A 25,753-nucleotide genomic window follows, 5' to 3' on the forward strand; every position below is an offset into this window, starting at 1 on the left:
GATATGTCCAAAAAACGCACCATTTACAGCGCTCTACCAATCGTGGCCGCAGCCTATGGTGAAAAACTCGGTGTCAAAGTCGCCATCGGTAACGATGACGCATACACCGATGGTAAGACCATCGTGGTTCCGAATATCCCCGACGACTATCCTCACATGGATGCTGTCTGGGGGTATTTGGCCCATGAAGCAGCCCATGTCCGGTTTACGGACTTTGGTGTTGAGCGCCGCAGAGGTCTTCATGCTGAGTTGTCCAACGTTTTGGAGGACTGCCGCATAGAACGGGCCATGATGGAACTCTTCCCCGGTACGTCGCAGACCCTGAATGAGGTTGCTCGCTATATGGCTCAAGCTGGTCATTACGAGCACGTCACAGACAAAGAGGCCCCTGCCTCCATTCTGACAGGGTTTTGTTTGTACTGGTTGCAAACCAAGGCTGTAGGGCAATCCGTCCTTCAACCCTATCTCGATTCGGCTACCCCCGTATTCGAGCGCGTGTTCCCTCAGGGTGTTGTTGTTCGGCTGAACGCTTTACTGCGTAAGGCTGTGAACACTAAGTCAACCGCAGAGGTGACATCCTTGGCCGACCAAATCATCAAGATGATCGAGGAGGAAAAGGAGAAAGAAGAGCAAAAGCCCCTGAATGGTCAGGATGGTAACAACCAGCAGAATGCTGGTGGCAACCAACCTCAGAACAGTCAGGGCGGAAGTGGTAACGATCAAAACCAAGGGCCTGATGCCAATGGTGGTGATCAGCAAGGTAAAGACCAGAAGCAAGACGATGCTAACGGGAAATCTGATCCGAAAGGACAGGGCGACCAAGGCAAGTCGGATACTGATGGTGGCAGCAAGGCAGGACAAAGCCAGGCTGGTGGCAATTCTGACGCGGCGAAACAAGACGCGGCCAAAATGCTCCAGCAGGTTCTGAATGCCGGTGCCGGTGATTTGCGTGGTGACGCGCATGATGCACTTAAAGCCGAGCTCAACCGGGTGGCTCAAGATAAGGGGGACAGTAGCTATATGACTGTTCGCTCTGCTGTGAACACCCAGGACAACCCTGCTGTTGGCAAAAGCCTGGTAGGGGATGTGAAGAGCACCACTTCAAAGATAAGAACGCAGCTCTACGGATTGGTCCAGGCCAGCCAGCGAGTTGCTCACCGTAACCAACGATCAGGGAAGCGTGTGGATGCTCGGAAACTACATCGTGTAGTGACGGGTGATACCCGCGTATTCCTCAAGCCGGAAGCCAAGAAACGCCCTAATACGGCGGTTCACATCCTGGTTGATATGAGCTCCTCGATGGCCTACAAGGCCGCCAATGGAAAGGAGCGTCAAGACATTGCGCGGGAAGCGTCCTTGGCTATTTCGATGGCTCTGGAAGCAATACCCGGCGTAAACCCGGCAGTCACCTTTTTTGGTGGCAACCGGAACCAGCCAGTGTTCAGTGTCGTGAAGCATGGAGATACGGTTCAGAATCGGGCCGGTTGGTTTGGGTTCAAAGCAACTGGCGGTACGCCTATGGCGGAAGCTATGTGGTATGCAGCTTTTGAACTCACCAAGACCCGTGAAGAGCGAAAAATGTTGATCGTAGTGACTGACGGGCAGCCTCAAAGCGCCCCGGCATGTCGCTCAGTGATTGACCTCTGTGAACGAAGCGATGTTGAGGTGATCGGCATAGGGGTAGAGACTACCGCAGTGTCAGGACTGTTCCAAAAGAACATTGTCATTGATGATGCGGCAGCTCTGCAACGCACACTGTTTAAGTTGATGGAGCGGTCATTGACTGCTTTTGCAGCTTAACAGGAAGTGAAACGACAAACGGCTATCCCTTCGGGGGTGGCCGTTTTTATTTGGAGAGTCTATGAACCAATTCCATTCATCTTTGGATTTGTATCATCGGAACAAAGGTAGAAGGGCTACAGTGCCGGAGACGCCTTTTTTACTGCTTGCTAAGCGCATTCCTCCGATGTACTGGAGACTGTTCCAGGGTGTTACTTTGGATAGTCGTATGGGATACACAGGCAGGCGGCAGTTCCACAGTCTTGGGCAAGCAATCGACTGGGCAAAGTCATCAGTTGGCGATTCCTGGTCAAATAAGCGCTTTCACAAGCCGGTAGGCCTCGATGTATTGCTGGCCTGTACTGCGAGTAAGGTGCCTGAACATCTGGTCGAAGAACTGAAAAGACGGGGCAGTTGATGCGTCTTTGAGCTTTGCACCCGAAAAGGGCAGTTTGAGCGTTCCTGTTCACACAGCTCTCGTGGAACAATCAAAGTGAGGAGGGAATACCCTCCCACTTTCTCAGAGGCCTTCATTGAGGGTTGCTGAGAAAGTGAATTTTGTCCTCTCTGAGGGCGAAACGTGCGATAGCTGGTCGCCAAAAACAAACAGCATTCAACCTCAGCCTAAGGGCGCACTGCGCCTGACAGGCTCTGTGTGCCCAAGTTACTTTAAGGAGCACACATGTCTCATCTGAACAATCTCAAATCCGTAATGATCTCTCTCGCCGCCGAACATAAGCTGCCTGAAATCTACCAGGATGACATCACTACCGATGTGGAGTCTCTGGATCGATTCGATGGTTTACGTCTGGTCTGGCTGTTGCGGTCTTGCGGCAGCGTATTGGTGCCAGCGGAAGTTGGCGTTAATCCGATCTATATCACCCATTGGTTGTGGTCTAACCACGGTCAACAGGTGGTTCCATTCTCTGTGGATACCCGCACGGGGTTGATTGAAAAAATCGACTTCGAGCAAGCTGAAAAGCTGATCATGCAGATGCCTTGCAACCTCTCTTCATTGCAGAACAAGGAATACTTGGTTGACCAGGTAAACCGAGTGTTGCAACGAGGTTGTGAAATGCGTATCTGGGGTATCTTCGAGTCTCCAAGCTCGGTGGAATCCGTTGGTGGTTGGAAAGAGTGGCAGAGCTATTTCAGCTCTACTGGGAATCGACTGATGGCCGATTTCGTTGGTAAAGCCATTCGATTCACCAACCCTCGATAAATCGCCGTTCAACCATTAACCCTAATTAACCCTATGGGGCTCCGATAGCCCTGAGGGGACGGGGCTCCGCAATCGCAATAAGGAGTCCCTATGAAAAACCTATCAGCTTTGGAAGCAGTTCTTGACTACGACAAACCTTCTCGACGTTTTCTTGATGAGCTCAACGAAAACCAGATGAAGGATTTGTCCGGGGAAATCTTCGCCAAGCTCTACTGGAGCAAGCGTAATCCCCAGTGGTACGAGAAAGACACCAATCGGCTGTTTGCACGACTTCGTTGGGTTCAGCGCATCATCAAGAAGCGCTTGAAAACCGGCAAGGTTAAACCTGAACTGACAGAAAATGGTTCAGTGATGGAGCGCTTCAACTTCCCTTATGGTGACACTCTCGATTTCTTCCATCGGTACTTGCGACATCCCAAATGGGAGGTTGTGTATCAAGAATCGGGGTGCAGTGCCTTTTGGAAAAATGAAGCAACGCTTGAGCTATGCACCTACTGCGAAGGTGATGTGGTCATGATGAAGGCTCCTGATGAAGCAACCTTCTTTCGTGATTGCAATCGCCTTAGCTGGTGGTATGCAGATAACGCTTGATCTTAATCCCTAACCAGGGGCGAACCGGCCCCTGATGGGAGCATGGTGCGCCCCATCTATGATGGAGGACGCCATGTTCAAATCATCAGTATGCTCCTACGAAAACAGGGGGCCTTACGGAAACAACAAGTACCGAGGCAACTGCTCGGGCTTTATCGTTAAAGACTTCATTGAGTCTTACATGAGAAAGCCGAACGGGCTGGTGGCAGACCCAAGTGTTGGGGGTGGCTCTAGCATCGACGTTGCCAATGAACTTGGTGTCCGTTTCAAAGGGACAGACTTGCATCAGGGGTTCAACCTGTTGCGGGATGACTTCCTTTCGTTCCTCGGAGAGCCTGCACACCTGATCTGGTGGCACCCTCCTTACTGGGACATGATCCAGTATTCAGGTAAGCAGTGGGGCGAGCCCAACAAATGGGATATGAGCCGCATGAATTTGCCTGAGTTCGTTGAAGCCCTTGAGCTGGCCGTTATGAATATTCATGACGCCTGTGAGCGAGGAGGGCATTACGGAATCCTCATGGGAAACCTGAGGCGCGATGGGGATTATTTCAACCTGTCCAGCCTTGTGGAACGTATCGCACCTGGGAAGCTGGTGGATGAGATCATCAAAACACAGCACAACTGTGTGAGTGACCGAACTCAGTATTCCGGGAAGCTGGTGCGTATCGCCCATGAAAAGCTGTTGGTGTTTCGTCGTAACGACGTTGCCTCATCGCTCTGTCTTCTTGCTGCCGTACACCGTCGAGCAACCAATATGGTTTCGACTACGTGGAAAGCTGCAATACGCCGAACCCTACAGGGGAAAACGTTGAAGCTGGAGCAGATTTACAAAGAGATTGAACCCTACGCAAAGCATCGAGAGAACAACCACTGGCAAGCAAAGGTCAGGCAAGTTCTTCAAGATGCCAGGTTCTTTATTCGCATCGAGGTAGGTGTCTATGCACTTGCTGAGTAGCCCAACCGGGGCGTGACATCCCGGAGGGGATTGGTCGCGCTCATCAACAACAAAGGAGCGTGACCATGAACGTACAACTTCAAGCCAGCAACAATGTGCTGTTGGCGCAAATCGAAAGCAAAGGCCTCACTGTTGAAACGCATTGTCGCAGTGGCTTTTGTGGCATGTGCCGGGTTCGTCTACTCGAAGGTCAAGTGGCCTATGACGAGACGCCCATCGCATTTGTCAAAGAAGGGGAAGTGTTGGTTTGCTGCGCTAAAGCAAAAACCGATGTGACCTTGGAAATTTAACCCATCCGGAGGAGCCTTTCCTGCGGGTGGGGCTCCTCTATCCATTACGAGGAGAAACACTATGTCTATCAATACCAAAGTTGAACAAATCGCATACGGTCATGCTACCGCTCTAGTGCTCAGTGAACTGGGCCAACAAGAGAATTGGTGCAAGGCTTATGAGTATTTGTCTGAGTGTGTCGAACGGGGAGACGAGCCTGAGGATCTGGTCGTTTGGCAACCGTTTGAGCACTGGGAATGGAAAGACATTCTGGAGCAAATCGAGAGCGAAGCCGAGTCTCTGCTTTCGACTATTAAGTCCGTTTTAGGCTTGGCCCACAAAGGCATCATTCAGTCAGCAATTGACTGCTCTCTGGATTCGGACATGACCCAGCTTGACCTGATTGGAATGGTCGAGCTCGGAAGTGAAATCGAAGATGGGGAGTGTGCTGGAGGTGGCTATGCAGCTTAACCGATACACGGCCAGGGAGTCTGACAAAAGTCGGATACTTCGGACCATCGGCTGGTGCAAGCGCAATCACCTTACACTTGCCGGTCTTCCATACGAGGACAATCTTGCAGGAAGTGACGGGATCAGCATAGAGATCATCACTCCTCCTGGTATGTCGCGGGAAATGTTGGAGCAAGCCGTCAGAGAGGGGTATTCAGAGCGAGATGTCGTAAGGCATCGCATTCTGGAGTGCCCTGTCGGTTGGTTCATGGAAGCTGATGGCAAGGCATTTGATCATGAAGTGTTCCACGATTACGTGGTGGCTCATGGTTATGGCGAACCTTCCAGCGAAGCCTATGAGCTGGCGGAGCGGTGGTTCTGGCAGGGCAACGATTATGCGTTGATAGCTGCGGAAATAGTTGCTCGTGATCTTTGTGTTCGTGATGACGAAGATGAGGACTGATCCTATGGATGCTGTAGCGCATATAGCAGCAGATAACCTTGTACCGGCATGTGGAGGTGCAGAGAAGCCGTTTACCGTTAGTGGTAGACAGTGGCTTTACTGCTATCACCCAGCCAGTGGGAGGCACTGCTACTTAGACCTCGATAATGACCGTCCAGTCTGGCATCGAGGATTTCATCCTGCTTTTCATCCTGAGCTTGAGTTCGCTGATGAAGCTGAGTTGCTTCGACCAGTTGAGCGAAAGCCTGACCATGAAGAGCTGGAGGATTTTTACTTTTAACCCACGGGGCCGCTCTTCCTGATGGGAGACGGTCCTCCATTCTCAAAGGAGAAGACCATGAAAGATCACAGTCAAACGATTGTGTTCCCTGGGAACAATGTTGAATCACTTGCTGAGGCTAACGCCATGTTGAGCGCTGTGTCGGAAGATGCACGTAAAGCCAGCAATACGGAAGACAAACGTGACCTTGAATCGCTTCAAGGCTGGCTGGAAGAGAACATCAATTCTCAACTGGCAGGCGTGAAGTAACTATGACTGTAACCCCACTGGGGGCTTCATGCCCCTGTGGGGGCATGGTGCCCGTAAAAGGAGTCACCATGAATGCAGTGAAGATGATCCAGAAGGAAAACCAGCTTGAGCTGCCGCTTTTCTTCCTGGATGAAGAGCCGAAGACCGCAGAAGTCATTCCATTTGAGCCAAAGCCTGAATGGACTGATGATGAGGTAAGGCAGTTACGTGATGGGCTTTTATGGCATAGCCTTAGAGTCCTTGCTGATGGTCGAGCTGGAAGTGAAATCAAGCAGGAAACGATGGCTTGGGTGATGTCCGATGAGGTACATCCATTCTCATTTGTGGTCTGCTGCGATGAAGCAGGTTACGATCCATCTGGAGTAAGGGAAGGCGTGAAGTCTATCCTAAACCGCTTAGCGCGGGTTAAAGCGGGGGGTTAACCCCCTGCTTTCCCAGTGGCATCGACTTTCACATGTGAAAGTTTGTGCCCCTCGGAAAGCAAGATTTTGCTCTCTGTCGAGAGTGAATAGTGAGGTAGCTGGCCTCCCCAAACAAACAGCATTCTACATAACCCTTGGGGGATCACTGCCCCTCGGGCTGGTGGTTCCCTGACAAACATGGAGCCACAACTATGACTACTCTTGCCAGCTTTGCGAATCCGATTTCTGTTATTCAACGCTCACCAACCAGTGGGGTGTTTGGCACAAATCAGTTCGTAGGAGACAAAGAGGGATTTGTACAAAAGGTGCTCGGAAAGTGGTACTGCAATCCAGGGAATACCATTCCCGTTGAGAGCATGTCCCACCTTGAGCAGGCGGAGAAACTGTATGACTTCTATGTCAAGTATCTCCAAGTGAAAGAAAAGATCTCTGTGAACCTTGGCCGGGTGCTGCATAAGCTGTACAGCACTGGTTCTATCAAGGAAGCAGAGATCGTGCTTGAAGCAATAAAGGCTCAGGCTGGCGTAACAGCTTGAGCAATCTACTAACCCTAAACCGGGTGCATCCGCCCGGTTCGGGACGTGGTGCGCCCCCAAACTATTTGGAGTGCATCATGGAAAAACATAACCTCAAATCCGGATTCAGCATCTATTTCGCTGACGTCCATTTCGAGAAACAAGTCTACGCATTCGGCTCAGGACTTGGCTTCACCTCTGTGATTTACGCCTACTCGCTGGGCCGAGATCCGGAAGAAGCTGAGAAGCTGGCGCTTGAAAAGTACGACTCTGACGAAACGAAGGTGAAGAAGGTGCATGTCAATCTGGCTCGCAGCCAGGACATCAACCGCTACACCTTCCCTGAACAAATGGCTGGCTTTGCTAATGCCATTCAGTCTCACGGCATCGCTGTGAACTGAGAACCACTTTAAACCCATCGGGGCCATTACTTCCCGATTGGGACGGTAGTGGCCTCTCAACCGAAAGGAGAGAGCTCATGGCTACTATCGTAAACACCAAGTTAGGAGAACATCGAGGCAAGAAGCGCGTCTGGCTGGAAGGCCAAAAGCTACTGCGTGAAGGTTACTATCCTGGCATGAAGTATGATCTGGAGCTGAAAGATTCCCAGGTTGTGCTTCGCGTCAAAGAGGAGGGTAAGTTCACCATCAGTAAGCGCGAGCGCAATGGCCGGGTGTCTCCAATCATCGATCTGACCGTGCAGGAGCTTGCTACCGTTTTTGACGGTGTAGAGATGCTCCGCGTGTTCATCCGTAACGGCGCAATTGTGATCTCTGCTCACCATCAACAAGAGCGAGTGATCGAGCGCGTCAACCGGCTTATCAGTAAGCTGGAGAATGGAGAATCGCTTTCGGTATGCAGCCTCTTTCATGGGGGTGGTGTGCTTGATAAAGCGATTCACGCCGGTTTTCACAAGGCGGGAATTGCCAGTGCCATATCTGTGGCCGTGGAGATGGAAGGGAAATATCTCGATTCGTCTTTGGCAAATAACCCGGAGCTTTGGAACGAAGATTCTATTGTTATCGAATCGCCAATCCAGGCTGTGAATCTCAGCAAACGCCCACCACAGGTGGATGTTTTGATGGGGGGCATACCGTGTACCGGCGCGTCAAAGTCAGGTCGCAGTAAGAACAAGTTGGAGTTTGCCGAATCGCATGAGGCGGCAGGTGCCATGTTCTTCAACTTCCTGCAATTCGTAGAAGCGCTAAACCCAGCCGTTGTGCTGATTGAGAACGTGCCTGAGTACCAGAACACCGCTTCGATGGAAGTGATTCGTTCGGTGCTCTCTTCGTTGGGTTACTCCCTACAAGAGCGCATTCTCGACGGCAATGAGTTTGGGGTTATTGAGCGCCGCAAGCGTCTTTGTGTTGTTGCGCTTTCCCACGGGATCGACGGGTTTGAACTTGAGAAGGTTCAGCCTGTTCGCACCAAGGAAAGTCGCATACAGGACATCCTGGAGCCAGTTCCGCTCGATTCTGAACGTTGGAAGTCATTTGACTATCTGGCTGAGAAGGAGTTGAGAGACAAAGCTGCTGGCAAGGGGTTCTCTCGCCAGCTTCTGACTGGCGACGATGAGTTTTGCGGCACCATAGGTAAGGACTATGCAAAATGCAGAAGTACCGAACCTTTCATTGTTCATCCAGAACAGCCGGAGTTGTCTCGCATCTTTACACCGACAGAACATTGTCGAGTGAAAGGGATACCAGAGGAACTCATCCAAGGTCTGTCGGACACTATTGCCCACCAGATTCTCGGGCAATCGGTAGTCTTTCCCGCGTTCGAGGCTTTAGCCCTCGCATTAGGGAACAGCCTGTGGAGCTGGGTTGGAATGATGCCAATCATGGTCGAAGTCGTGGATGAATCACAGCCGGTGATCGGTGGTGAAGACTTCCATTGGGCAACGGCATTGGTTGACGCAAAGGGCACTCTCAAGCTGTCACCGGCAGCGAAAAAACAGGGGATGCCCTTCAACATTATGGATGGTCAATTGGCTGTCTATTCACCTAACGGAACTAAAAAGAGCTGCGGCCATGAGCCTTGCGAATATCTCCCGGTAATGATGTCCGGAGACGCAATCATGGTCACTTCATCTTTGGTTCATTAGTAACTCACCGGGGCAATGCCGAAAGGCCTTTGCTCCGGCCTATCCGAAAGGAGAGTAATCATGAAAATCGAAACTGTTGTGCCTTTACCTCCCGAGGATTCAGGCCTTCAACACTGCATTGCCAGGTTCCATAACCGCAACATGGATTCCAAGCGAAAAGACAAGACCCGTTTTTTCAGGAGGGAGCCGGTTATGATCGTAAACCCAGAGACCAAAGCAAAGGTTCTCCGGTATGCGATGGGCAACCCTGGGAATTTATCCATCACAAAGCTGGCGGTCGCGCTGGATTACGATGCGGTAGATGCTCTGGGTGTTCGTTTTAAAGACACTGTAAATCTTGAGGTTCGCAGAGCCAGGCGCTGGGAAGTCTGGCAGTGGTTCTGGAACCATCCGGATCAAAGTGTCCAACTGTCAATCAAATTGGGCGTGGTTGGCGCTGTGTTGGGAGTCATGGGCTTCCTGACTGGCGTAGCTCCGTACCTCTTGGGATAAACCAATAAAGCCGTTAACGGGCAATGTAAGTCCGGAGACGGCTTGCATTGCTCTCTCGAAAGTGGAGAGTCAAATGAACACATTAGAACAACTTGTAAATCAGAGAGTGCTTGAGGAAGGTCTGAAAAAGGCGAAGCCATTGGCCGCGCAAATGGGGCTTGAATCTGTACCTGATGAGATGCTTGAAATGATCTGCCCAAACTTGAACTACTCTGGGCAGTTTACGCCAGCTCTGTACGCGAGATTTCAAAGCGTAAAGCGATTACTGAAAGAGTTGTCGGAACAAACCTCACCTAAGCACGGGCATATTGTGAAGTTTACCAACCAATATGGGAGCTACGATGAGTCAGCTTTGCTGTTCAAAGAAGGCGACGTCAGAAACCAGAACTTGGTTGCTTGTGTGGGCGGGAAGACGCTAAATCTCGGAGAGCTAGAGCTTCGAGATTATGGGCTCAATATGCACATCGGTTGCGGTGGACCATTTGAGCCGATCTCAGAAGCGCAGATTCAGTCCTTGTCTGAGTTTGACTTCTATGAGACGACCTACAGATTCTGGGGCCAGAATCCATGTGGAAACGGGATGATAGACATCACCGTCCCTATGAAACGTTGGTTCTTGACTGTGTAGCTTCAACCTGAGTGCGCCGAGAAATCGGCGTACCGGCCCCTTAAAAAGGGTAATCAGCGCAGGGGGAAACCCCGCGCTTTCCCAAGCATCTCGGTTTCCCAGGGTGCTTCGGAAAGTGCCTTAGGCGCTCAAGTGCGGTAGCTGGCTGCCAAAAACAAACAGCAAATTATCAACCCTGACGGGAGCACCTCCTGTTAGGGGGGCTCCGTCATAAACTGAACGGAGATATAGCATGTCTAAAAACGTCAACGATGTTTTTTCAAACCGAACTTCTTTGGAATGTACTGTAAATGCAGCGCTGGATCGTCGTATCGGTCTGCGTGTCGGGTTCCCTCATTACAGAGAAGGAGCAAACGGTGTGGTTTGTGAGATCGAAGCAGAGTACCCATTGCTCAACACTCATTCGAGTGTTGCATGGCCCCTGCTCGATGAACTCAACAGTTACACCATCCAAAAAAACCAATCGCTCATTGATCACATTGATAATGCGGTCGCTGAACTGTTGAAACACAAGGCTCGTCTACAGCTTGATATTCAAAAGCTGCAAGACGGTGACATTGATCTGGTGAAACAGGCCAAGCAGCAATACGAAGACAACCAGATGTCGAGTAGCAGCTAGTTCAGGTCTGATAGCCAGGATTCAATTTTAACCCTACCGGGGTGCTTTCCCGGAAGGGATGGGCACCCTGCTAATCCAGGAGGCCCTATGCAACAAACATTAAACTTTGATCTATCAGAACAACCCATCCCAGTGCTTTTGCGTGGGGATAAGTGGGATTCTGTTTGGTCAGAACTGACTGATAACGAGGATTTGAACTTCGTTGATGCCAGTAGAGGAACCAGTCTGTCATCGTTGATCACGTCATCGGTTGAGTCCATTCACACGGCCTTAATTGATGGGTGGACCATGATGATCGGCTATTCCAGTGGTAAAGATTCTGAAACGGTCTTGCACCTGTTCCTGATGGCCCTGATCCGGGCTGTAAGGAGTGGGGCGACCATCAGCCAGCACCACTTCATCTTGCACACTGACACACTGATCGAAAGCCCAGAGGTAAGGTGGCTGGCGGATCAGAAACTGGCCGAGCTGGAGCGTTTCATTGCGAAGGAAAACCTTCCTCTGACCATCGTTCTAGCAAAGCCTGGGATCTCGCAGAGTTGGACGGGCCGAATCCTTACTGGGAGGGGGTTGCCTACGTTTTCCAACTCCACGGCCCGCCAGTGTAGCCAGGATTTAAAAATCACCTCTGCCAAAAGAGCGAAGGCAGCTTATATGCGAGAGCTTCCCAAAGAGGTTCGACAGAAAGTCTGCCTTTTGCTGGGCAGTCGTGATGCTGAAAGCACTATTCGTGCGGCCAACATTGCAAAACAGCGAGGAAGCTCAGATCGCGTCATTAAGACGAAAGATGGGGGTGAGCTGTATGTGGTGAAAAACTGGTTGGCGAGTGATGTCTGGGAGTTCTTACTATCCGCTGGCATGGGCTCAGCATATCCTCTGCCAAGTTACTTGGAGAGCAATGTCACTACGGCAGAGCTTTACAAGGCGGCAACAGGGGAGTGCGTGTGGTCGGCAACAGAGAAGAAGGCCAGTGACGCCTGTGGCGCTCGCTTCGGTTGCTGGGCTTGCCAGGCTGTTGGGTTGGATAAGTCAATGGAGACGTTGCTTGCCACGGACCCTGAAAGGCATGGCTATATGTCGGGGCTGAACCGCATCCAGCGCTACTTGGCAAAACGCCGGTACGCATGGGAAGACCGCCATCCCGTAGGTCGAACGATTTACGAGGGCGGATACATCAAAATACAGCCGGACGTTTACAGTCCTGTTTTCCTAGAACGATTGCTTCATGTCTGTTGCAGCATGGACTACATGGAGCAAAAGAGAGCTGATGAGCTGGCATACAAGCTGGCTACTGGTCAAGCAGAGGATAACGACTGGAACCGTCGAATGGCAGAGCCACAATTCCGGATCATATCGGAAGAGGCTTTAGTCCATATCGACTTCATGTGGGCCTTCCATCATTTCAATGATAAGCCTTTCCATGCCCTGGAGATTTACCACAGGGTTTGGTCGATGGGTGATCTGGACTTGCTGGAAGACGAGCCGCAGTGTGAAACCGTTCCTCAGTCACCAATTCCGAAGCCATTGTGGTTGAAGGTTGGTCGCTGGGGCGATGGTTCGCTTTCTGATGGCTTGGCCGATCCGTTAGCGGAAATGGCTTACTTTGACGGCGGGGATGACCCGTTGGCAGCGCAAGTGATCAATACCGCAGACGGAAAGAGAAGGGTGGTTTGCTTCGCAGAAGATGATGAAGTGAAAGTCGATCCCGACTCCGCTGCGTTCATCATCTGGAACGAATACCCGCGACTAAGGGAGTCTGTACTAAAGGGACATTATACGCCCGGTAGTGCAGCGCAGTTCTACCTTCGGTTCGGAGCAATCCAGCTTGCGAAAGGAAAAGGCGCTTTGTATCACCGTATGATGCAAAGAGGTCAAACCTACCACCAGATGGGCCTTACAGGGCTACAGACGATGGAAGGAATCCAACAGCGCAAGGATGTCAAAGTGCTTAGCGATGCTAAGTACAAAGATCTGGTGAAGCGAAAAATCAAGGGAAGACTGGCAACGGTACGCTGGTGGGTCAACTTGCACTTAACGTTCAAGTACCATCTGCACCACCGTACTCCGACGGGGTTGTTCATCGAGAAGCAACTTGACCAGGAAGCAATGGAAGAACAGAAACGGCATCAGGAGCGATGGTTTAACTACGTGACTGACGCGATGCTTTGTTACTCCAGCGCATTCTGTATGAGCGTCATGGAAGGGCGAGAGGGGAGCGGAAACGCCAACATTCGTCGTTACATGGCCGCGACCAGAAGGAAGGCTTATACGGCCCTCTGCGAGCTCTTGGACAATACTGACGCCCAGTGGGTGAATGATGTGGTCCAGAGTGCCGTAGGGCAGTATGAGGCGATACAGGCAGCCCTAACCGAAGGTTCCGCGCTTGCTATCTATCTCGACTGGATCAACCTACTGTCAAAACGCCATCCAGCCTCTTTGGAGCGACATGTCAGAACGATGATCAAGGCGGTTCAACGCTTACATCGCCGCGACGACACAGAGTTGCAAAGAGGACAGCAAGGCTTGTCCTTGGCCGCATAAAAAGCCCTCCTTCGGGAGGGCTTTTTCTTTTGCACCCCAAAAGGGCAATTACAGCGTTTTACCCTTTTAGGTGGCTGTCATACTCTTTGTTCATTGTCAGCGCTTGCTGGCTATAACGGTAGCTGGCCCAAAACAGCAATAACCTAACCCCTCGGGAGGAAACCCCTCCTGGGTTCTCTCCCACAAACAAAGGAGAGAAGCATGAGCCTAGACAAGTTAAGTCGGCTGGTGGACCAACAACGAAAGACCCAGGATGAAATCGACAATGAAATCATTCTGGCCGTCAAAGAGGTGTTGGCTACAAACTCAGTCGGTTTAGCCCGTGAGCTTGTTGGGGGTGTCCCGCAAGATCATCCATTCCATCCGTTTTTACTCGCTATAGCTAAGCAGCTTGACCCGAGATAACTAAGTAACCCAACCGGGTACACCAAGGCCCGGTCGGCTTTGGTGTACCTCCAACCAATTTTGGAGGCACTATGTCTAATTCAAATTTCGGCTTTCTAGCTCTGGCCTTGCGCCAACGCCTGATCAAACGCTGGTCACTGATGCACTCTGTTCAACCGGAGTCTGTGTTGGAACACAGCGCTGTTGTTACCCTGCTTTCCTACCTGGCTGGCAATATTGCCATTCAGCAAGGGAAGTCGGTGGATCTGGCAGTCATGCTTGCTCATGCTTCGTTGCATGATGCAGCCGAGGTTCTCTGTTCGGATGTTGTAACACCGGTCAAGAAAGCAAACGCTGTTTTGCAGCGTGAGTTTGAACGACTGGAAAAGGCCGCAGAGGACAAACTCATCCAGACTCTTCCCGAAGAACTCCAGGATGCAGTCGCCATAGCCTTCGCTCCCGGTGGCTATGAACAATCACTGGTTAAGGCCTGTGATACCTACTCCGCTTACATCAAGTGCAAACTTGAGGTGGCCGCAGGTAATGGCCTTGAGTTCCAGGATGCTCTCAGCAAAATGGAACGTGTTGTTGCTCAGGTGAAATCGGACTTCCCGGAAATCGACGCTCTGGACAAATGGTTTGGTAACGGACTCGGCCATTCAGTAGATAAACTGCTGGCAGGGGGTAACGATGACTAATCCAATCCCTGGCGACATCAAGATTAAGGACTTTGGCCGCGACCGGAAATTCCGTTCGGTTGATGAGCTTCAAAGCACTTTGTCAGAACAGTACAAAGGTCAGCATGTCAGCATCGTTTACCCTGCAAAGCCCAGCGGTTTACTCCGCACGGTTTTTGTCAGTGTCGATGATGCTGGTGGCGTGAATCGAACCTATGGGGACCAGTCTCCTGTCGATTTTTCTGCCATCAAAGATGACCTGTATGTACCAAGTGACCTGTAGGAGAGCACTAGCTATGGTGGTGATCATCGTAAACACAGGACACTATGAGTTTATCGGCCTTGGTGAGACCCACGGACAAGCCACAGAAGGGCTTTTGAAACGCTGGGACGAACACTGCGAACGTAATCCGGATGCTGAGTCTGGTTACATGCAGGAGCTGATAGAAGAAGGAAGCGCACAAGTTGTCGAGATGGAGCCCGGCTCCGCCGTAATTTACGGACTTGACGGCTAAGCCTTCTCAACTAACCCACTCGGGCGCATCATCCCGAGAGGGTGTGGTGCGTCCTAACCAAAAGGAATGCACTATGTCTAACTTTGAACAAGCTCTGGAGCGTACTGACGGTAAAACACTGATTCTCAGCAATGGGAGTAAGTGGGCAGGCCAAGACCCGGACAGCATTCAGACTTTACTGGATGTCCTGGGTGACAACGTTCTTGACCCGATGTTTGAGCAGTATCACTGTTATCGCCCATACCCGTTTGAACCAATGGTGAGGACGGGGCGAAATGGCGAAATGTTCCAGCCTTGGCTTGGGGCAGCCTGCTTCTTTGGGAACTTCCTGACCGTCTCTCATGTTTTCAACATCATCACGAAAGATGACGGTGTTGTTGAGGCCTTAACAGAGGCGATCCGGAAGAATATGGCGACTGAACAGTACCAGCAGAATGCCTATGAGCGTTATGCCGGTTGGTTCTACGCTGAAACCAGCGAAGGGTTAAGGCTAGTCTCTCCAAGTGAGGCTGCCGACATCCGAGCTGGCGCAGTTTCAAAGCTGCGTTACCCAAGAAACTTCGAGGTTATGAAAACTGCGGTTCTCAAAGGTCCTCGATTTGATACTGAATTAAACCGCAAGGCTTCTTAACCCAAACATTAACCCCACGGGGGACATCGGTCCCTGAGGGGATGGTGTCTCCCTCTGAAATTAAGGAGATACCAATGATTAAACAGCATTTTCAAAACGAACTGGTTAAGTGTGGATACCCGGATGATCTGACGATTGAGTACAGTCTCGGATACTGCCAGGGGGATGGCGTAGCCTTCTACGGGGATTTGAGCGTTGATGACGTCAAAGCTCTCATGAATCGCCTATTCAGCACTGAGCCCGGCCAAGTGGATGCTGTCAGCCGCGTGAAGAACCTGATGGCACAGAAAGACATTGAGAATATGCTTTCTGTCCTCCGCGAATATGGTTCCTGTGACCTGTCCATTACTCGGAATAGTCACGGGCATCACTACAGCCATTGGAACTGCATGAACATCGACGACAACGTGGACTTCACAGGGATCTTCCCTGATGATGATTCCATGATTGGCACCGGCATTGAAGGGATTAACCAGGATATGGTCGAGCGCTGGCAAGACCTCTGGGAACGCTTTGTGCTGGAGCTGGCGGATGATGTAAAAAGTCTTTCCAAGAAGCTCGAAGCGGACGGGTACTCGCTGATCGAGGCCTCTCCATGCGAAGATGAAGTGGTTTGGGAACGGGCCACTGAAAACTACCTGGTGCGTGTTACTGAACTCCCTGAGCGGGATTTCGATATGGGCCACTGGGATGACGAAGTAAGAGACCAAACAATTTGTTCTATCCTGGAAGGGAAAGAGCGAGTGCTTGGCCTACGTGTTGAGGTACTCTCTCGTGAAAACGAGATTGTCCTGGGTGAAGAGAGTCTGCACGGCTTGACCGTTGCCAGTGATGACAAGAGCTACGCTGGCTACAGACGAGAACTTCTCCGGGGCGCTATCCAGCAAACCAGGGACTTTTTCTCTCGCCACCTCAAAGCGGCATAACAAGGCAGGGGGAAACCCCTGCTTTACTTCCCAAGTCTTCTTACTCATGGTTAAGCCATCAGTAAGCAGATTTTGTCCTCCCTGAGGGCGAAAGCGTGCGATAGCTGGTCGCCAAAAACAAACAGCAAATTAACGTTAATTTATTAATCCCTGCGGGAGTCTATCTCCTGCTGGAGATACCTCCCGTTATTTCTGGAGGTATCCATGAACAAATTCCAAGACTTTAAGTTGGTTTATCGTCAAGGTGGTCGTCGCTTAGAGCGTGTCTTTAAGGACACTCTTTACGCGAATGTGAAGCGTGTCGCTGACTCGTTTCCTCCGACCGTTCTTTGGCGCATTCAGCCAGCGTAAAACTCGGAACCTTAAAGCTCGGCTTTGGCCGTGACCTTTCAATAACCCATGCGGGTACACTTCCCCGCACGGGGTAGGTGTACCCATTAACTTTGGAGTACACCTTATGAACCAAGTAGCTAAATTGGACCTCGCCCAAATCCGTCAACAAGCCATCAATGATGGTCTGCTGGTGGACCAATCTTCCATCGGTAAACAAGCTGGTTTCCTGACCAATGTGGCAGTGACCCCGGCAATTGTCGATGGAGTATTTGGTGCAGATGGTAAGCACTCGGTAGAAGACTTCCTTTTCATGTTTTTGCAGCTTTGTGTTGCTCAAACAAAGGTCGCTTTTACCGACAACAAGAATTGGGGAAAGATTCGTCTTTATTACCCCATGCCCACTGTAGATGGCTTTTTCAAACCCACTGAGGTTGTGATTAAGTCAGATCCTGTAACCGCAGATGTCACAATCATGATGGCCTCGGAAGATGGCACTCATTTGTGCTTGTGATATTCACAAAATTCGCCTCCGTTTCGGGGGCGACCTTTTTAAACCCCTCGCCGGGGAGTTCTCCCCGGCTGGGGAGCCTCCTTGGCACATTCTCCCGGTGTCGGGGTTTCCTTAAAACCCTGGCGACGGGGGTTTAAGGAAGCCTCGATGCTGGGGTTCACGCTAAGGAGAAAACCTATGTCTTACTACAAAGCTGACACCGTTCGTGAAGCTGCAAACGGAAACTGGCTATTCATCCTGGCGGCCCTAGCGCCCCATCTTGAACCAGCTCTCCGTAAACCTGGTCGTCATGTTTCTTGTCCTATCCACGGCGGGAAAGATGGCTTCCGACTGTTCAAGGATGCCCACCTGACTGGTGGCGGCGTATGCAATACATGCGGTGCCAATCATGATGGTTTTGAGCTGCTGATGTGGCTCAATAACTGGGACTTTAAACAGTGCCTGAGCGAGGTTGGTGATTATCTGGGCGTTGAGAAAGAGCAACCCCAGTATCAACAAGCCGCTGCACCGACACGAGCTCCTGTCCAGGCCAAAGCGCCTGTTCAGCAAGAGCCTATGAAGGTGAATAACAAGGTTCTCGATTCCAAGAATCGTAAAAAATCCATTGCCGGTACTCTGATTGCCCACGGTAAAGCTCCTTATGAGCATAACGAAGACAACGAGCTCAGCTACTTTGCCTTCATCCGTGACAAGAGCGGTTTGGAACGCACCATCTGGGGCGTGGATCTTGAAAGAGCCATTGGTGAAAGTGAAGCCAAGTATGGGGATGAGATCGTCATGACAAACCTCGGGCGCGAGCCTGTAACTGTCGTCGTTGAAGTTAAGGACGAGCAGGGGAATGTTGTGAGAGAACAACCTATGCAAACGCATCGCAACACCTGGCTGGTGGAACGTCGCGGCGCTACGGTAACGCAGTTCCGCGCTCGCTCGAACGGTGGTGTTGAGCCGGTGAGTCACCATGTTGAGTCGGCCCCTGTGGTCAACCGCACGGTAGAAGCTCCGGCACCGCAAGTACAACATGCGGCCACACAACCGGAAGAGCAAAGCAGCGAAAACAAGCCGAAAGTTGTTCCGATGTTTCGTGAACAACCTAAGCCTTGGCTGCTTGAGCTCCAAGAAGAAATGGAGAAGAGAATGGAGCGCGAACGCGCTTACAGTGCTCGTCTCCGTGAGAAAATCGAGAAGGTATGGAACGAGTGTTTGCCGTTCTCCAGTCATGTGACTGAGCCAATGCGTCTGTACTTCAAAAACCGCGAGCTTCTGTTCAAGGTTGATGAAGTAGAAAAAACAGACTGTCTGCGGTTCAATCCGGCTATGGCCTACTACGACGAAGATGGCAATGAAGTTGGGAAATTCCCGGCTATCGTCTGCGCTATCCGAGATGTGGAAGGCAACCTGGTAACGCTCCACCGCACCTATCTCACCCAAAACGGTAAAAAAGCCAAGGTCGGCAACGCCAAGAAGATGATGCCCATTCCTGACGGTTTGGATGTCAATGGCGCGGCCATCCGCCTCGGTGAACCGACTGAGGGTATCCTGGGTGTTGCAGAAGGGCTGGAAACAGCCCTGTCAGCTTATCGAGTCACTCAAATCCCGGTTTGGTCAACGGTCAATGCGACCCTGATGGAGTCCTTCGAGGTTCCAGAAGGTGTTCACACCGTACTGATCTGGGCTGACAAAGATAAGTCTGTGACTGGTGAGAAGTCAGCGAACGTGCTGAAAGCCAAGCTGGAGAAGCGCGGCATTCGTGTGTACGTCCTGCTGCCTAAACTCCCGATCCCGCCCAGAGCGAAAGGGATTGACTGGAACGATGTCCTGATGAGTCAGGGAAGCCTCGGTTTCCCGAATGCTCGCTACCTGCGCGATTTCATTGCGAGAAGGAGAGCTGAGTATGGCCGTCATTGATGTCTCGAAGGTTGATACAACGCCTGGTAACGACGCGGTGTGCCCCTTTTCTCCCCCTGAGGGGTGGGAGGGGGCCTCTGCGGCCTACGTTGAGCTTATGCGGTCTCGGTATCGTCATCTGATGCACGGCCAGAGAATGATGGTGACAGCCTCCTTCGCAAGAAGGGAGCCTATCCAAGTTACTGGCCCGTTTGCTGATGAAGCGACGAAGATCATTAACTCAATGAAGATGAACAAGGCGAAGCCAACAGCTTTGTCTGCCTAAAACTTTAACCCTGAGGGGGTGTTCATGCCCTCTCGGGCATGATTCGCCTCCTCTTCAACTATGGAGGTAATCATGAAAAAGTTTTTGCGTATTAAGACGTGGTTTGTGCGTCTTTTCTCTCCTGACAAGAAGACTCTGGGAGCTATCGGTGAAGACCTGCGTAAGGTCGCCGTAACAGCCATCGGTGTCGGTATTGTAGGATTGGCTGTATCTGGGGACACTATAACCGTCAAAGAAGCCGGTTTGGTGTTGGTCATTGGGGTTATCCTGTGGATCTATGGTATAATCTTAACCAAGGTCAGCAATTCCTAAGGGGGTCAAATGGACGCTTTCACATTAGGCATGTTGGGGTTGCTCATTTTTTTCACTGTCGTCACTGGCGGCAGTCTGTATCTCTACCATGAGAAACAGAAGGAAAAAAAGCATCACAACGCCTAAAGAGTAACTGCGATAATGAACGTAAAGGCCAGCAATAGCTGGCCTTTTTTTATACTTGCAGTTTGAAGTGTTACATGTCACGATGAAGTTGGTGTGACATGTAACGGTAAAGGTGTTTTTTTGAAAGTATCCAATGAAGATGCTCAGGCTACGGCGATCTATCTCCTCAGAGCTGCTTCGCGCCCAGCTTTCTGGCGTGACGTCCCATTCGATAAGAAACTTGAAGCCGTGGACAGCCTGAACAGCATGGGGCGATCACCATCAGAACTCACTGAATGGATTAATAAATATCTGACAGCAGAGCAAATCAATAAACTCGGGACATCAATTAGGCAACGTCGCAGAAGGGGATATGGTGTTGGTAAAAGCATAACTATAAGCGATAAAGCCCACAGGATTTTGAAGCGGTTGGCAGAAGTCGATGGTTGCAATTTGTCAGAAGTGATAGAGAAACGCCTAGCCCGAGCTTATAAAAATACTTGGGACCACAAATAGAGTGGCACTAGGGGTTGCATTTTTAAAACCCGTGGTAGCATCTAAATGAACCCTAACGAATAGGGGTGCTGGCGGCGATGCCGACCATTATCCCGATAATGGAGAAATAGACCATGATGACACTGACTACTGTCTCGAAGAAAACTTCTAATAATTCAGCCCTTGTATTCTGGCGCGTTGGTACAAAACGGAAAGGCATCCTTGATGTTCGTATTGATTTTGACAACGAGGAGGCAGATCTTTTGGCTGAGCTCGTAGCCATTCGCTATCTGGCGCTGGACAAACAGGTTTTTTGCAGAGAGCCAGGTGCTGGTGCTGGTTACAAGCTGGTGGTATCCAAAGGTGCGATTAAAAAGCTGGCGCTGGGCAAATCCACCAAGGAGTTTGCATTCAAGTTTGCGGCTTGCCTCACTGGACGTTTAAAGGGCGCTACTATTGAAGTTTCGCAGAGCATGGAGTTTATGGATGAGCCGGGTGAGGGCAACGTTGAGCTCCTCGATGTGGACAAGCAAGCCTATACTCAAACCCATGACGAAATCTCTACACCGGCCATTGGTCCCGTCCTTGTTACTCAACATGCCATCGATCAGTATCAGGCCCGGATAACCTCTGGAGACCCTAAAAAACCGTGGGCCTCACTCGTTGGTCGCCTCCAGCATCCAGAGTTACAGGTTCAACCCTTTGACGAGAAAGTGGCTCGCCATAAAGCCAGAAAGTATGGCCGCGTAGATAACGTGGAAGTCTGGGGCCATAGAGATTCCAAGTTCAAGTACCTGATGGTGATCAACGACGACAACCAAAAACGTGTTCTTGTCACAGTGTTTGAGCGAAATGAGTAACCTGCTTCTCATTTGTTCTGAATACACAACCTCTCCAAATCACGTATTCATACCCTAAAAGGGCAAAAACGCAGTCGTTGATAACGACTCTCCCACCTGAAAATAGCTCCAGCATAAAAACTGGAGCTGTAAATGAGATCGAGACCTTCCCTTTTACTGATGCGAAACCTGCGGTCATTGGCCGTTGTGGTGCTCGCAACTTTGCCATGCGTTGCTTTTGCACAATGGCGGGTTGTAGCCGTGAGCACCGAAGTAGACAAAATGCGCTTCAACACCATCATAGACGCGCATTCCTTCATGAAGAATTATCGCTCTGGTGAGGAGCAAGGGAAGGGAACGCCAGTTGGGGATGCGCTTTATCCGGTTGCCAGTTATGGTGATGGCCGTTATGTCTCCAGGATCTGTTTTAAGTATCTAGGTGCTACTGGCGATTATGACCCCACTACCTGCACTGGCGACCCAGCTACGGTCTACTGGCGCTCAACCTATGTTCTGCCGGGTGAGATGGATAAAACACCGTTCCTGGACAGGGATCTCGGCTTACCAACAACGACCATGTGTGTAGGGAACCCTATCCATCTTGGCACCGGCAACAAGTTCCAGGCTGAACTGGATTATCAAAGCGGAGGCTCCGACCCTTTCACATTCACCAGATACTACAATAGCCACCTTCCTGATGAAGAGCTCGGCGGCTGGCGGCATACCTACTCGCGGAGCGTCGAGGTCAACGCCTCGAAGTACGGTGAGAACATGGTTGTCCTGCACCGGCCAGAAGGGCAACAACTCGCGTTCTACAACTCGTCCTCTGTCTGGGTGCCAACATGGAAAACCGATGATACCTTGACGAAGGATGCTACCGGCTGGCGTTACACTCAATCTGACGGGGTAGTCGAGGCCTATGATGAAACCGGACGACTGACCGGCATCGAGAAGCCCAACGGCAATCACATCACCCTGAGCTATCTGAACGGAGAGCTATCCTCGATCACTGACGGCTTTGGCCGCAACATCCAGTTCCAGCATCAAGATGGCCGCATGGTCAGTGTCACCGATCCTGCTGGTGGCAGTATTCAGTACCAGTACAACAGCGCTGGCAAGCTGGCGGAAGTGATCTACCAGGACAATACGAGCCGCAGCTATCTCTACGATGACCCGAATGCACCGGGTTTGCTCTCTGGGCTGGTGGACGAGAACGGCAACCGTTTCGCCACATGGGGATATGATGCTCAGGGGATGGCAGTTCTAAGTGAACACGCCGGGGGCGCAGAGAAGACTCAGGTAAGCTACAACGCTGACGGAAGCGTCTCTGTCACCAACGCCCTCGGCCACGTTCAGCGATATACCTACAGCCGTCACAACGGGATGCTCAAGCCTGATGTTGTTGAGGGTGCGCCGTGTACCGGCTTTGTGGGAGGCAAGGAAACCTACGTCTACGACAGCAAAGGCCTCGTCTCCAGCATTACAGATCGTGCTGGACAGAAGCGCACGTTCACCCATAACGACCGGGGATTGGAAACCACCCAGATAGACCAGGATGGGGGCAAGGTTACGACCGACTGGCTTCCTTCCAAGTCGCTCCCTGCAAAAATCACGGAACCAACCAGGATCACTGAGCTTACCTACGACACTCATCTCCGGGTGATAAGCCGCAAGGTCACAGATCGCAGCTCGGGCGCTTCCCGGACATGGACCTACACCTATGCCCCTGTTGGTACAGGAAAGCCGAGCCTGTTGGCCTCGGTTGATGGTCCGCGCACCGACGTCAGCGATGTTACGACATTTGACTACGATGACCAGGGCAACCTGATCCGGACAACAAACGCGCTGGGGCAGGTGATGCAGTTTGGTGACTACGACGCGAACGGTCGCGCCGGGACCATTCAGGGCGTCAACGGTGTAACCCAAACCCTCACCTATGACGCCAGAGGAAGACTTGTCAGCTCCACTGGACCAGAAGGAACCACGGCCTACAACTATGATGCTGTGGGCCTCCTGAGCTCGCTGACTAAGCCAAATGGTGCAACCGTCAGCTATGAGTACGACGCTGCACATCGGCTGGTGGCGGAAACAGATGCACAGGGCAACCGGCGCGAGCTTGAGCTCAATGACCTCGGGAACCCAGTAGAAGAGCGACTGCTCGATGCGCTGGGCCAGACCCGTTGGATAGAGCGCCGGATCTTCAACGAAATCGGCTGGCTCTCCAGTGTCTCCGACGCCTATAGCAATCAGTCATCGTTTTCCTACGATGTGGTGGCAAACCTGATACAGGAGACCAGTCCCTCTGGTAACACACACTCCTACAAGTACGACGGCTTCCATCACCGGACACAAACGACCGATCCACTCGGGAAGGTCACGCAGGTGCTCTACAAGGATACCGGCGATGTTTACCGTGTCTCCGACCCTCGTTCGCGCCTGACCTACTACAGCTACAACGGCTTTGGCGAAGTGACTCAGGTCCGGAGCCCGGACACCGGCACCACCGACATTACCTATGACGAAGCCGGTAACGTGGCAACGCGCAAGACGGCCAAGGGACAAACCACAAGCTACAGCTACGACGCGCTGAACCGGATCATCGAGGCATCCAGCGGTGTCGCTGGCGAATCGCCAATTCTGTACGGGTACGACGAAGCAACCTCACCATACGGCATGGGCCGCTTGACCTCAGTCGATGATGGCAACGGTGTCCGGAGATATGGCTATACACCCGAAGGATGGTTGGCTTACGAGACCTGGGAAACCCACGGGCAGAGCCTTACTACCCAGTACCAATACGATGGTGCAGGCCTCATCACGAAGATCACGTATCCCAGTGGTCGTGAGGTTTCCTACACCCGTGATTTAGCCGGTGACGTCATCGAGGTGGCAACGACACAAGCAGGCACCACAACAAGCCTGGCAAGCCAGATCGAGCGAGCGCCCTTTGGCCCCGTCACCAGTATGGTCAGATGGAACGGCATTTCAGAAAGTCGCTCTTTGGATCTCAATTACCGAGTCACCGGCATCGACGCTACTAGAGTGCATTCGCTGGTCTATCGGTATGAATCGCCACGGATAATCTAGACACTTCCGAGCCGTTGATAATACTGGTTTTCATATTCTGTCGGTGAAATCTGATCGCTAGAACCATGCCGACGCTTACTGTTATAAAACATTTCGATGTAATCAAAAATATCGCTGCGGGCTTCTTCCCGCGTTCCGTAGATCTTTTTCTTTATCCGTTCGCGTTTCAACAATTGGAAAAAGCTTTCTGCAACCGCATTATCATGGCAGTTACCGCGACGGCTCATGCTGCCCTCCAGGCCGTGTGATTTCAGGAACGACTGCCACTCATGGCTTGTGTACTGACTGCCCTGATCCGAATGAACCAGCACCTGTTTTTGGGGATTACGCCGCCATACAGCCATCAGCAGTGCGTTCAGGACAATGTCCTTTGCCATCCGGGATTGCATGGACCAGCCGATAATTTTGCGTGAGAACAGATCAACAACCACGGCAAGATACAGCCAGCCTTCGTGGGTTCTGATGTAGGTTATATCCGTTACCCAACGCTCATTCGGAGCATCCGGATTGAACTGTCGCTGGAGCCTGTTGGGCGACACGATACTGGCCTCGCCTTTACGTGCCCGCGGGCTCCGGTATCCGACCTGAGCCTTTATCCCGACACGTTTCATCAGTCGCCAGACTCTGTTCACTCCGCACTGTTGCCCGCTGTCCCGCAGATCCAGATGGATTTTACGATAACCATAGACGCATCCCGATTCCAGCCAGAACTGTTTAATCTGTCCTGTCAGTCTCAGGTCTGCCTGATGGCGTTGTGAATGCGGCTGCTGAAGCCAGGCGTAAAAACCACTGGGATGAACATCCAGCACCCGACAGAGCAGGCGAACAGGCCAGCAACAGGTGTTGTCACGGATAAAGGCGTACCTCAGTCGGACAGCTTTGCGAAGTACGCCGCGGCTTTTTTTAATATGTCCCGTTCGTCGGTAACCCGTTTCAGCTCTTTCTGGAGACGGCGGATCTCGGCCTGAACATCTGACTGTTCTTTATTAGTGGAAGAATCCGGACCGTACTTCTTTATCCAGGCGTAAAGGCTGTGGGTGGTGATATCGAGACGTGTTGCAACGCTGGCAACAGAATAACCGCGATCAACAACCTGTTTGACTGCTTCAATTTTAAACTCTTCGGGATAACGCTTACTGCTCATGGGCACCTCTCTTTAAGCCATCTTAAATGACTCTGAGGTGT

General features: G+C 51.5%; 33 protein-coding genes and 1 pseudogene. 32 read left to right on the plus strand and 2 right to left on the minus strand.

Annotated features, from left to right (window positions below; translation table 11 throughout):
- Positions 1-3: 3 nt before the first annotated feature.
- The 8 genes from MZ182_RS20990 to MZ182_RS21025 all read left to right on the plus strand — a co-directional run bounded on the left by MZ182_RS20990 (position 4) and on the right by MZ182_RS21025 (position 5,733).
- The gene (locus MZ182_RS20990) at positions 4-1,800 is read left to right on the plus strand and encodes a VWA domain-containing protein (protein ID WP_021598075.1); all 1,797 of its coding nucleotides are present in this window, start codon (positions 4-6) and stop codon (positions 1,798-1,800) included.
- A 61-nt stretch (positions 1,801-1,861) separates the two neighbouring features.
- Positions 1,862-2,197, plus strand: a complete 336-nt coding sequence (locus MZ182_RS20995; RefSeq protein WP_001071288.1) for a hypothetical protein — start codon at positions 1,862-1,864, stop codon at positions 2,195-2,197.
- A 264-nt stretch (positions 2,198-2,461) separates the two neighbouring features.
- Positions 2,462-3,001, plus strand: coding sequence for a hypothetical protein (locus MZ182_RS21000; protein WP_000018872.1), 540 nt, complete (start codon positions 2,462-2,464; stop codon positions 2,999-3,001).
- A 90-nt stretch (positions 3,002-3,091) separates the two neighbouring features.
- Positions 3,092-3,592: a hypothetical protein gene (locus MZ182_RS21005; RefSeq protein ID WP_000793769.1), complete on the plus strand. Its 501-nt coding sequence runs from the start codon at positions 3,092-3,094 to the stop codon at positions 3,590-3,592.
- A 73-nt stretch (positions 3,593-3,665) separates the two neighbouring features.
- Positions 3,666-4,550 (plus strand): hypothetical protein, encoded by an 885-nt coding sequence (locus MZ182_RS21010; RefSeq protein WP_000477209.1) that lies wholly within the window; start codon positions 3,666-3,668, stop codon positions 4,548-4,550.
- Between the two features lie 65 nt (positions 4,551-4,615).
- On the plus strand, positions 4,616-4,840 hold the full coding sequence (yfaE, locus tag MZ182_RS21015; RefSeq protein ID WP_001102700.1) for a class I ribonucleotide reductase maintenance protein YfaE: 225 nt from the start codon (positions 4,616-4,618) through the stop codon (positions 4,838-4,840).
- Between the two features lie 61 nt (positions 4,841-4,901).
- Positions 4,902-5,291, plus strand: a complete 390-nt coding sequence (locus tag MZ182_RS21020; protein WP_000026577.1) for a hypothetical protein — start codon at positions 4,902-4,904, stop codon at positions 5,289-5,291.
- Positions 5,281-5,733: a hypothetical protein gene (locus MZ182_RS21025; protein WP_001176699.1), complete on the plus strand. Its 453-nt coding sequence runs from the start codon at positions 5,281-5,283 to the stop codon at positions 5,731-5,733. Before MZ182_RS21020 ends, MZ182_RS21025 begins: the two co-directional genes overlap by 11 nt.
- 77 nt (positions 5,734-5,810) lie before the next feature.
- On the opposite strand, the gene MZ182_RS21030 is transcribed toward MZ182_RS21025, so the two are convergent.
- On the minus strand, positions 5,811-6,053 hold the full coding sequence (locus tag MZ182_RS21030) for a hypothetical protein (RefSeq protein ID WP_002210529.1): 243 nt from the start codon (positions 6,051-6,053) through the stop codon (positions 5,811-5,813).
- Between the two features lie 17 nt (positions 6,054-6,070).
- On the opposite strand from MZ182_RS21030, the gene MZ182_RS21035 reads away from it, so the two are divergent.
- From MZ182_RS21035 to MZ182_RS21150, 24 genes and pseudogenes are all read left to right on the plus strand, one after another.
- Positions 6,071-6,262 carry a hypothetical protein gene (locus tag MZ182_RS21035; protein WP_000651508.1) on the plus strand — a complete coding sequence of 64 codons (192 nt, stop codon included), beginning with the start codon at positions 6,071-6,073 and terminating at the stop codon, positions 6,260-6,262.
- A 68-nt stretch (positions 6,263-6,330) separates the two neighbouring features.
- Complete coding sequence (locus MZ182_RS21040; protein WP_000994741.1) at positions 6,331-6,684, plus strand: hypothetical protein; 354 nt, start codon at positions 6,331-6,333, stop codon at positions 6,682-6,684.
- Between the two features lie 191 nt (positions 6,685-6,875).
- Positions 6,876-7,220, plus strand: a complete 345-nt coding sequence (locus tag MZ182_RS21045; protein ID WP_000209093.1) for a hypothetical protein — start codon at positions 6,876-6,878, stop codon at positions 7,218-7,220.
- Between the two features lie 77 nt (positions 7,221-7,297).
- Positions 7,298-7,600, plus strand: coding sequence for a hypothetical protein (locus MZ182_RS21050; protein ID WP_000410925.1), 303 nt, complete (start codon positions 7,298-7,300; stop codon positions 7,598-7,600).
- A 77-nt stretch (positions 7,601-7,677) separates the two neighbouring features.
- Complete coding sequence (locus tag MZ182_RS21055; protein WP_000201432.1) at positions 7,678-9,303, plus strand: DNA cytosine methyltransferase; 1,626 nt, start codon at positions 7,678-7,680, stop codon at positions 9,301-9,303.
- A gap of 60 nt (positions 9,304-9,363) precedes the next feature.
- Positions 9,364-9,795 carry a hypothetical protein gene (locus MZ182_RS21060; RefSeq protein ID WP_000687894.1) on the plus strand — a complete coding sequence of 144 codons (432 nt, stop codon included), beginning with the start codon at positions 9,364-9,366 and terminating at the stop codon, positions 9,793-9,795.
- 73 nt (positions 9,796-9,868) lie between these two features.
- Positions 9,869-10,423, plus strand: a complete 555-nt coding sequence (locus MZ182_RS21065) for a hypothetical protein (protein WP_001093868.1) — start codon at positions 9,869-9,871, stop codon at positions 10,421-10,423.
- 232 nt (positions 10,424-10,655) lie between these two features.
- Positions 10,656-11,042: a hypothetical protein gene (locus MZ182_RS21070; RefSeq protein WP_000042274.1), complete on the plus strand. Its 387-nt coding sequence runs from the start codon at positions 10,656-10,658 to the stop codon at positions 11,040-11,042.
- 87 nt (positions 11,043-11,129) lie between these two features.
- Complete coding sequence (locus MZ182_RS21075; protein ID WP_001187970.1) at positions 11,130-13,583, plus strand: phosphoadenosine phosphosulfate reductase; 2,454 nt, start codon at positions 11,130-11,132, stop codon at positions 13,581-13,583.
- 201 nt (positions 13,584-13,784) lie between these two features.
- Positions 13,785-13,988: a hypothetical protein gene (locus MZ182_RS21080; protein WP_000050848.1), complete on the plus strand. Its 204-nt coding sequence runs from the start codon at positions 13,785-13,787 to the stop codon at positions 13,986-13,988.
- Between the two features lie 71 nt (positions 13,989-14,059).
- Entirely contained in the window at positions 14,060-14,665 is a 606-nt protein-coding gene (yfbR, locus tag MZ182_RS21085) for a 5'-deoxynucleotidase (RefSeq protein ID WP_000071870.1), read from the plus strand.
- Positions 14,658-14,927, plus strand: coding sequence for a hypothetical protein (locus MZ182_RS21090; protein WP_000184110.1), 270 nt, complete (start codon positions 14,658-14,660; stop codon positions 14,925-14,927). The genes yfbR and MZ182_RS21090 overlap by 8 nt, the downstream gene beginning before the upstream one ends.
- A 13-nt stretch (positions 14,928-14,940) precedes the next feature.
- Positions 14,941-15,159: a hypothetical protein gene (locus tag MZ182_RS21095; protein WP_000260293.1), complete on the plus strand. Its 219-nt coding sequence runs from the start codon at positions 14,941-14,943 to the stop codon at positions 15,157-15,159.
- Between the two features lie 73 nt (positions 15,160-15,232).
- Entirely contained in the window at positions 15,233-15,790 is a 558-nt protein-coding gene (locus tag MZ182_RS21100) for a pyruvate dehydrogenase (protein ID WP_000064431.1), read from the plus strand.
- Positions 15,791-15,864: 74 nt separating this feature from the next.
- On the plus strand, positions 15,865-16,716 hold the full coding sequence (locus MZ182_RS21105) for a hypothetical protein (RefSeq protein ID WP_000595210.1): 852 nt from the start codon (positions 15,865-15,867) through the stop codon (positions 16,714-16,716).
- 204 nt (positions 16,717-16,920) lie between these two features.
- A complete protein-coding gene (locus tag MZ182_RS21110) occupies positions 16,921-17,067 on the plus strand; it encodes a hypothetical protein (RefSeq protein ID WP_001032042.1) in 147 nt (48 codons plus the stop codon).
- 106 nt (positions 17,068-17,173) lie between these two features.
- Positions 17,174-17,560, plus strand: coding sequence for a hypothetical protein (locus tag MZ182_RS21115; RefSeq protein WP_001077335.1), 387 nt, complete (start codon positions 17,174-17,176; stop codon positions 17,558-17,560).
- Positions 17,561-17,737: 177 nt separating this feature from the next.
- Positions 17,738-19,465 carry a toprim domain-containing protein gene (locus MZ182_RS21120; protein ID WP_000122923.1) on the plus strand — a complete coding sequence of 576 codons (1,728 nt, stop codon included), beginning with the start codon at positions 17,738-17,740 and terminating at the stop codon, positions 19,463-19,465.
- Positions 19,452-19,730: a hypothetical protein gene (locus MZ182_RS21125; protein WP_072647758.1), complete on the plus strand. Its 279-nt coding sequence runs from the start codon at positions 19,452-19,454 to the stop codon at positions 19,728-19,730. Before MZ182_RS21120 ends, MZ182_RS21125 begins: the two co-directional genes overlap by 14 nt.
- Positions 19,731-19,802: 72 nt before the next feature.
- Positions 19,803-20,042, plus strand: coding sequence for a permease (locus MZ182_RS21130; protein ID WP_000714162.1), 240 nt, complete (start codon positions 19,803-19,805; stop codon positions 20,040-20,042).
- Between the two features lie 9 nt (positions 20,043-20,051).
- Positions 20,052-20,168 carry a hypothetical protein gene (locus MZ182_RS21135; RefSeq protein WP_000338626.1) on the plus strand — a complete coding sequence of 39 codons (117 nt, stop codon included), beginning with the start codon at positions 20,052-20,054 and terminating at the stop codon, positions 20,166-20,168.
- Positions 20,169-20,288: 120 nt separating this feature from the next.
- Positions 20,289-20,663, plus strand: a complete 375-nt coding sequence (locus tag MZ182_RS21140) for a hypothetical protein (RefSeq protein WP_000868821.1) — start codon at positions 20,289-20,291, stop codon at positions 20,661-20,663.
- 113 nt (positions 20,664-20,776) lie between these two features.
- Positions 20,777-21,502, plus strand: coding sequence for a hypothetical protein (locus tag MZ182_RS21145; RefSeq protein WP_000988732.1), 726 nt, complete (start codon positions 20,777-20,779; stop codon positions 21,500-21,502).
- Positions 21,503-21,742: 240 nt separating this feature from the next.
- Positions 21,743-24,565: pseudogene (locus MZ182_RS21150) on the plus strand (DUF6531 domain-containing protein); the annotation flags it as partial.
- Here the strand turns inward: MZ182_RS21150 and MZ182_RS21155 are convergent.
- Positions 24,565-25,712, minus strand: a protein-coding gene (locus tag MZ182_RS21155) for an IS3 family transposase (RefSeq protein ID WP_087121881.1) whose coding sequence is annotated in 2 segments (ribosomal slippage) — positions 24,565-25,475 and positions 25,475-25,712 — 1,149 coding nt in all. Because the reading frame shifts where the segments join, the coding sequence is not laid out codon by codon here. The pseudogene MZ182_RS21150 and the gene MZ182_RS21155 overlap by 1 nt on opposite strands.
- Between the last annotated feature and the right edge of the window lie 41 nt (positions 25,713-25,753).

It is taken from the genome of Shewanella sp. JNE2 (assembly GCF_023159115.1).
GTDB classification, from domain to species: Bacteria; Pseudomonadota; Gammaproteobacteria; order Enterobacterales; family Shewanellaceae; genus Shewanella; species Shewanella putrefaciens.

Excerpts from the sequence above, each read along its gene's own strand:
- MZ182_RS21000 (WP_000018872.1), top strand. The coding sequence starts at position 2,462 with ATGTCTCATCTGAACAATCTCAAATCCGTAATGATCTCTCTCGCCGCC.
- MZ182_RS21065 (WP_001093868.1), top strand. The coding sequence starts at position 9,869 with ATGAACACATTAGAACAACTTGTAAATCAGAGAGTGCTTGAGGAAGGT.
- MZ182_RS21055 (WP_000201432.1), top strand. The coding sequence starts at position 7,678 with ATGGCTACTATCGTAAACACCAAGTTAGGAGAACATCGAGGCAAGAAG.
- MZ182_RS21090 (WP_000184110.1), top strand. The coding sequence starts at position 14,658 with ATGACTAATCCAATCCCTGGCGACATCAAGATTAAGGACTTTGGCCGC.
- MZ182_RS21025 (WP_001176699.1), top strand. The coding sequence starts at position 5,281 with ATGCAGCTTAACCGATACACGGCCAGGGAGTCTGACAAAAGTCGGATA.
- MZ182_RS21125 (WP_072647758.1), top strand. The coding sequence starts at position 19,452 with ATGGCCGTCATTGATGTCTCGAAGGTTGATACAACGCCTGGTAACGAC.
- MZ182_RS21035 (WP_000651508.1), top strand. The coding sequence starts at position 6,071 with ATGAAAGATCACAGTCAAACGATTGTGTTCCCTGGGAACAATGTTGAA.
- MZ182_RS21030 (WP_002210529.1), bottom strand. The coding sequence starts at position 6,053 with ATGGAGGACCGTCTCCCATCAGGAAGAGCGGCCCCGTGGGTTAAAAGT.
- MZ182_RS21075 (WP_001187970.1), top strand. The coding sequence starts at position 11,130 with ATGCAACAAACATTAAACTTTGATCTATCAGAACAACCCATCCCAGTG.
- MZ182_RS21060 (WP_000687894.1), top strand. The coding sequence starts at position 9,364 with ATGAAAATCGAAACTGTTGTGCCTTTACCTCCCGAGGATTCAGGCCTT.
- MZ182_RS21115 (WP_001077335.1), top strand. The coding sequence starts at position 17,174 with ATGAACCAAGTAGCTAAATTGGACCTCGCCCAAATCCGTCAACAAGCC.
- MZ182_RS21070 (WP_000042274.1), top strand. The coding sequence starts at position 10,656 with ATGTCTAAAAACGTCAACGATGTTTTTTCAAACCGAACTTCTTTGGAA.
- yfaE (WP_001102700.1), top strand. The coding sequence starts at position 4,616 with ATGAACGTACAACTTCAAGCCAGCAACAATGTGCTGTTGGCGCAAATC.
- MZ182_RS21100 (WP_000064431.1), top strand. The coding sequence starts at position 15,233 with ATGTCTAACTTTGAACAAGCTCTGGAGCGTACTGACGGTAAAACACTG.
- MZ182_RS21010 (WP_000477209.1), top strand. The coding sequence starts at position 3,666 with ATGTTCAAATCATCAGTATGCTCCTACGAAAACAGGGGGCCTTACGGA.
- MZ182_RS21145 (WP_000988732.1), top strand. The coding sequence starts at position 20,777 with ATGATGACACTGACTACTGTCTCGAAGAAAACTTCTAATAATTCAGCC.
- MZ182_RS20990 (WP_021598075.1), top strand. The coding sequence starts at position 4 with ATGTCCAAAAAACGCACCATTTACAGCGCTCTACCAATCGTGGCCGCA.
- MZ182_RS20995 (WP_001071288.1), top strand. The coding sequence starts at position 1,862 with ATGAACCAATTCCATTCATCTTTGGATTTGTATCATCGGAACAAAGGT.
- MZ182_RS21110 (WP_001032042.1), top strand. The coding sequence starts at position 16,921 with ATGAACAAATTCCAAGACTTTAAGTTGGTTTATCGTCAAGGTGGTCGT.
- MZ182_RS21130 (WP_000714162.1), top strand. The coding sequence starts at position 19,803 with ATGAAAAAGTTTTTGCGTATTAAGACGTGGTTTGTGCGTCTTTTCTCT.
- MZ182_RS21045 (WP_000209093.1), top strand. The coding sequence starts at position 6,876 with ATGACTACTCTTGCCAGCTTTGCGAATCCGATTTCTGTTATTCAACGC.
- MZ182_RS21050 (WP_000410925.1), top strand. The coding sequence starts at position 7,298 with ATGGAAAAACATAACCTCAAATCCGGATTCAGCATCTATTTCGCTGAC.
- MZ182_RS21005 (WP_000793769.1), top strand. The coding sequence starts at position 3,092 with ATGAAAAACCTATCAGCTTTGGAAGCAGTTCTTGACTACGACAAACCT.
- MZ182_RS21040 (WP_000994741.1), top strand. The coding sequence starts at position 6,331 with ATGAATGCAGTGAAGATGATCCAGAAGGAAAACCAGCTTGAGCTGCCG.
- MZ182_RS21080 (WP_000050848.1), top strand. The coding sequence starts at position 13,785 with ATGAGCCTAGACAAGTTAAGTCGGCTGGTGGACCAACAACGAAAGACC.
- MZ182_RS21095 (WP_000260293.1), top strand. The coding sequence starts at position 14,941 with ATGGTGGTGATCATCGTAAACACAGGACACTATGAGTTTATCGGCCTT.
- MZ182_RS21135 (WP_000338626.1), top strand. The coding sequence starts at position 20,052 with ATGGACGCTTTCACATTAGGCATGTTGGGGTTGCTCATTTTTTTCACT.
- yfbR (WP_000071870.1), top strand. The coding sequence starts at position 14,060 with ATGTCTAATTCAAATTTCGGCTTTCTAGCTCTGGCCTTGCGCCAACGC.
- MZ182_RS21105 (WP_000595210.1), top strand. The coding sequence starts at position 15,865 with ATGATTAAACAGCATTTTCAAAACGAACTGGTTAAGTGTGGATACCCG.
- MZ182_RS21020 (WP_000026577.1), top strand. The coding sequence starts at position 4,902 with ATGTCTATCAATACCAAAGTTGAACAAATCGCATACGGTCATGCTACC.
- MZ182_RS21120 (WP_000122923.1), top strand. The coding sequence starts at position 17,738 with ATGTCTTACTACAAAGCTGACACCGTTCGTGAAGCTGCAAACGGAAAC.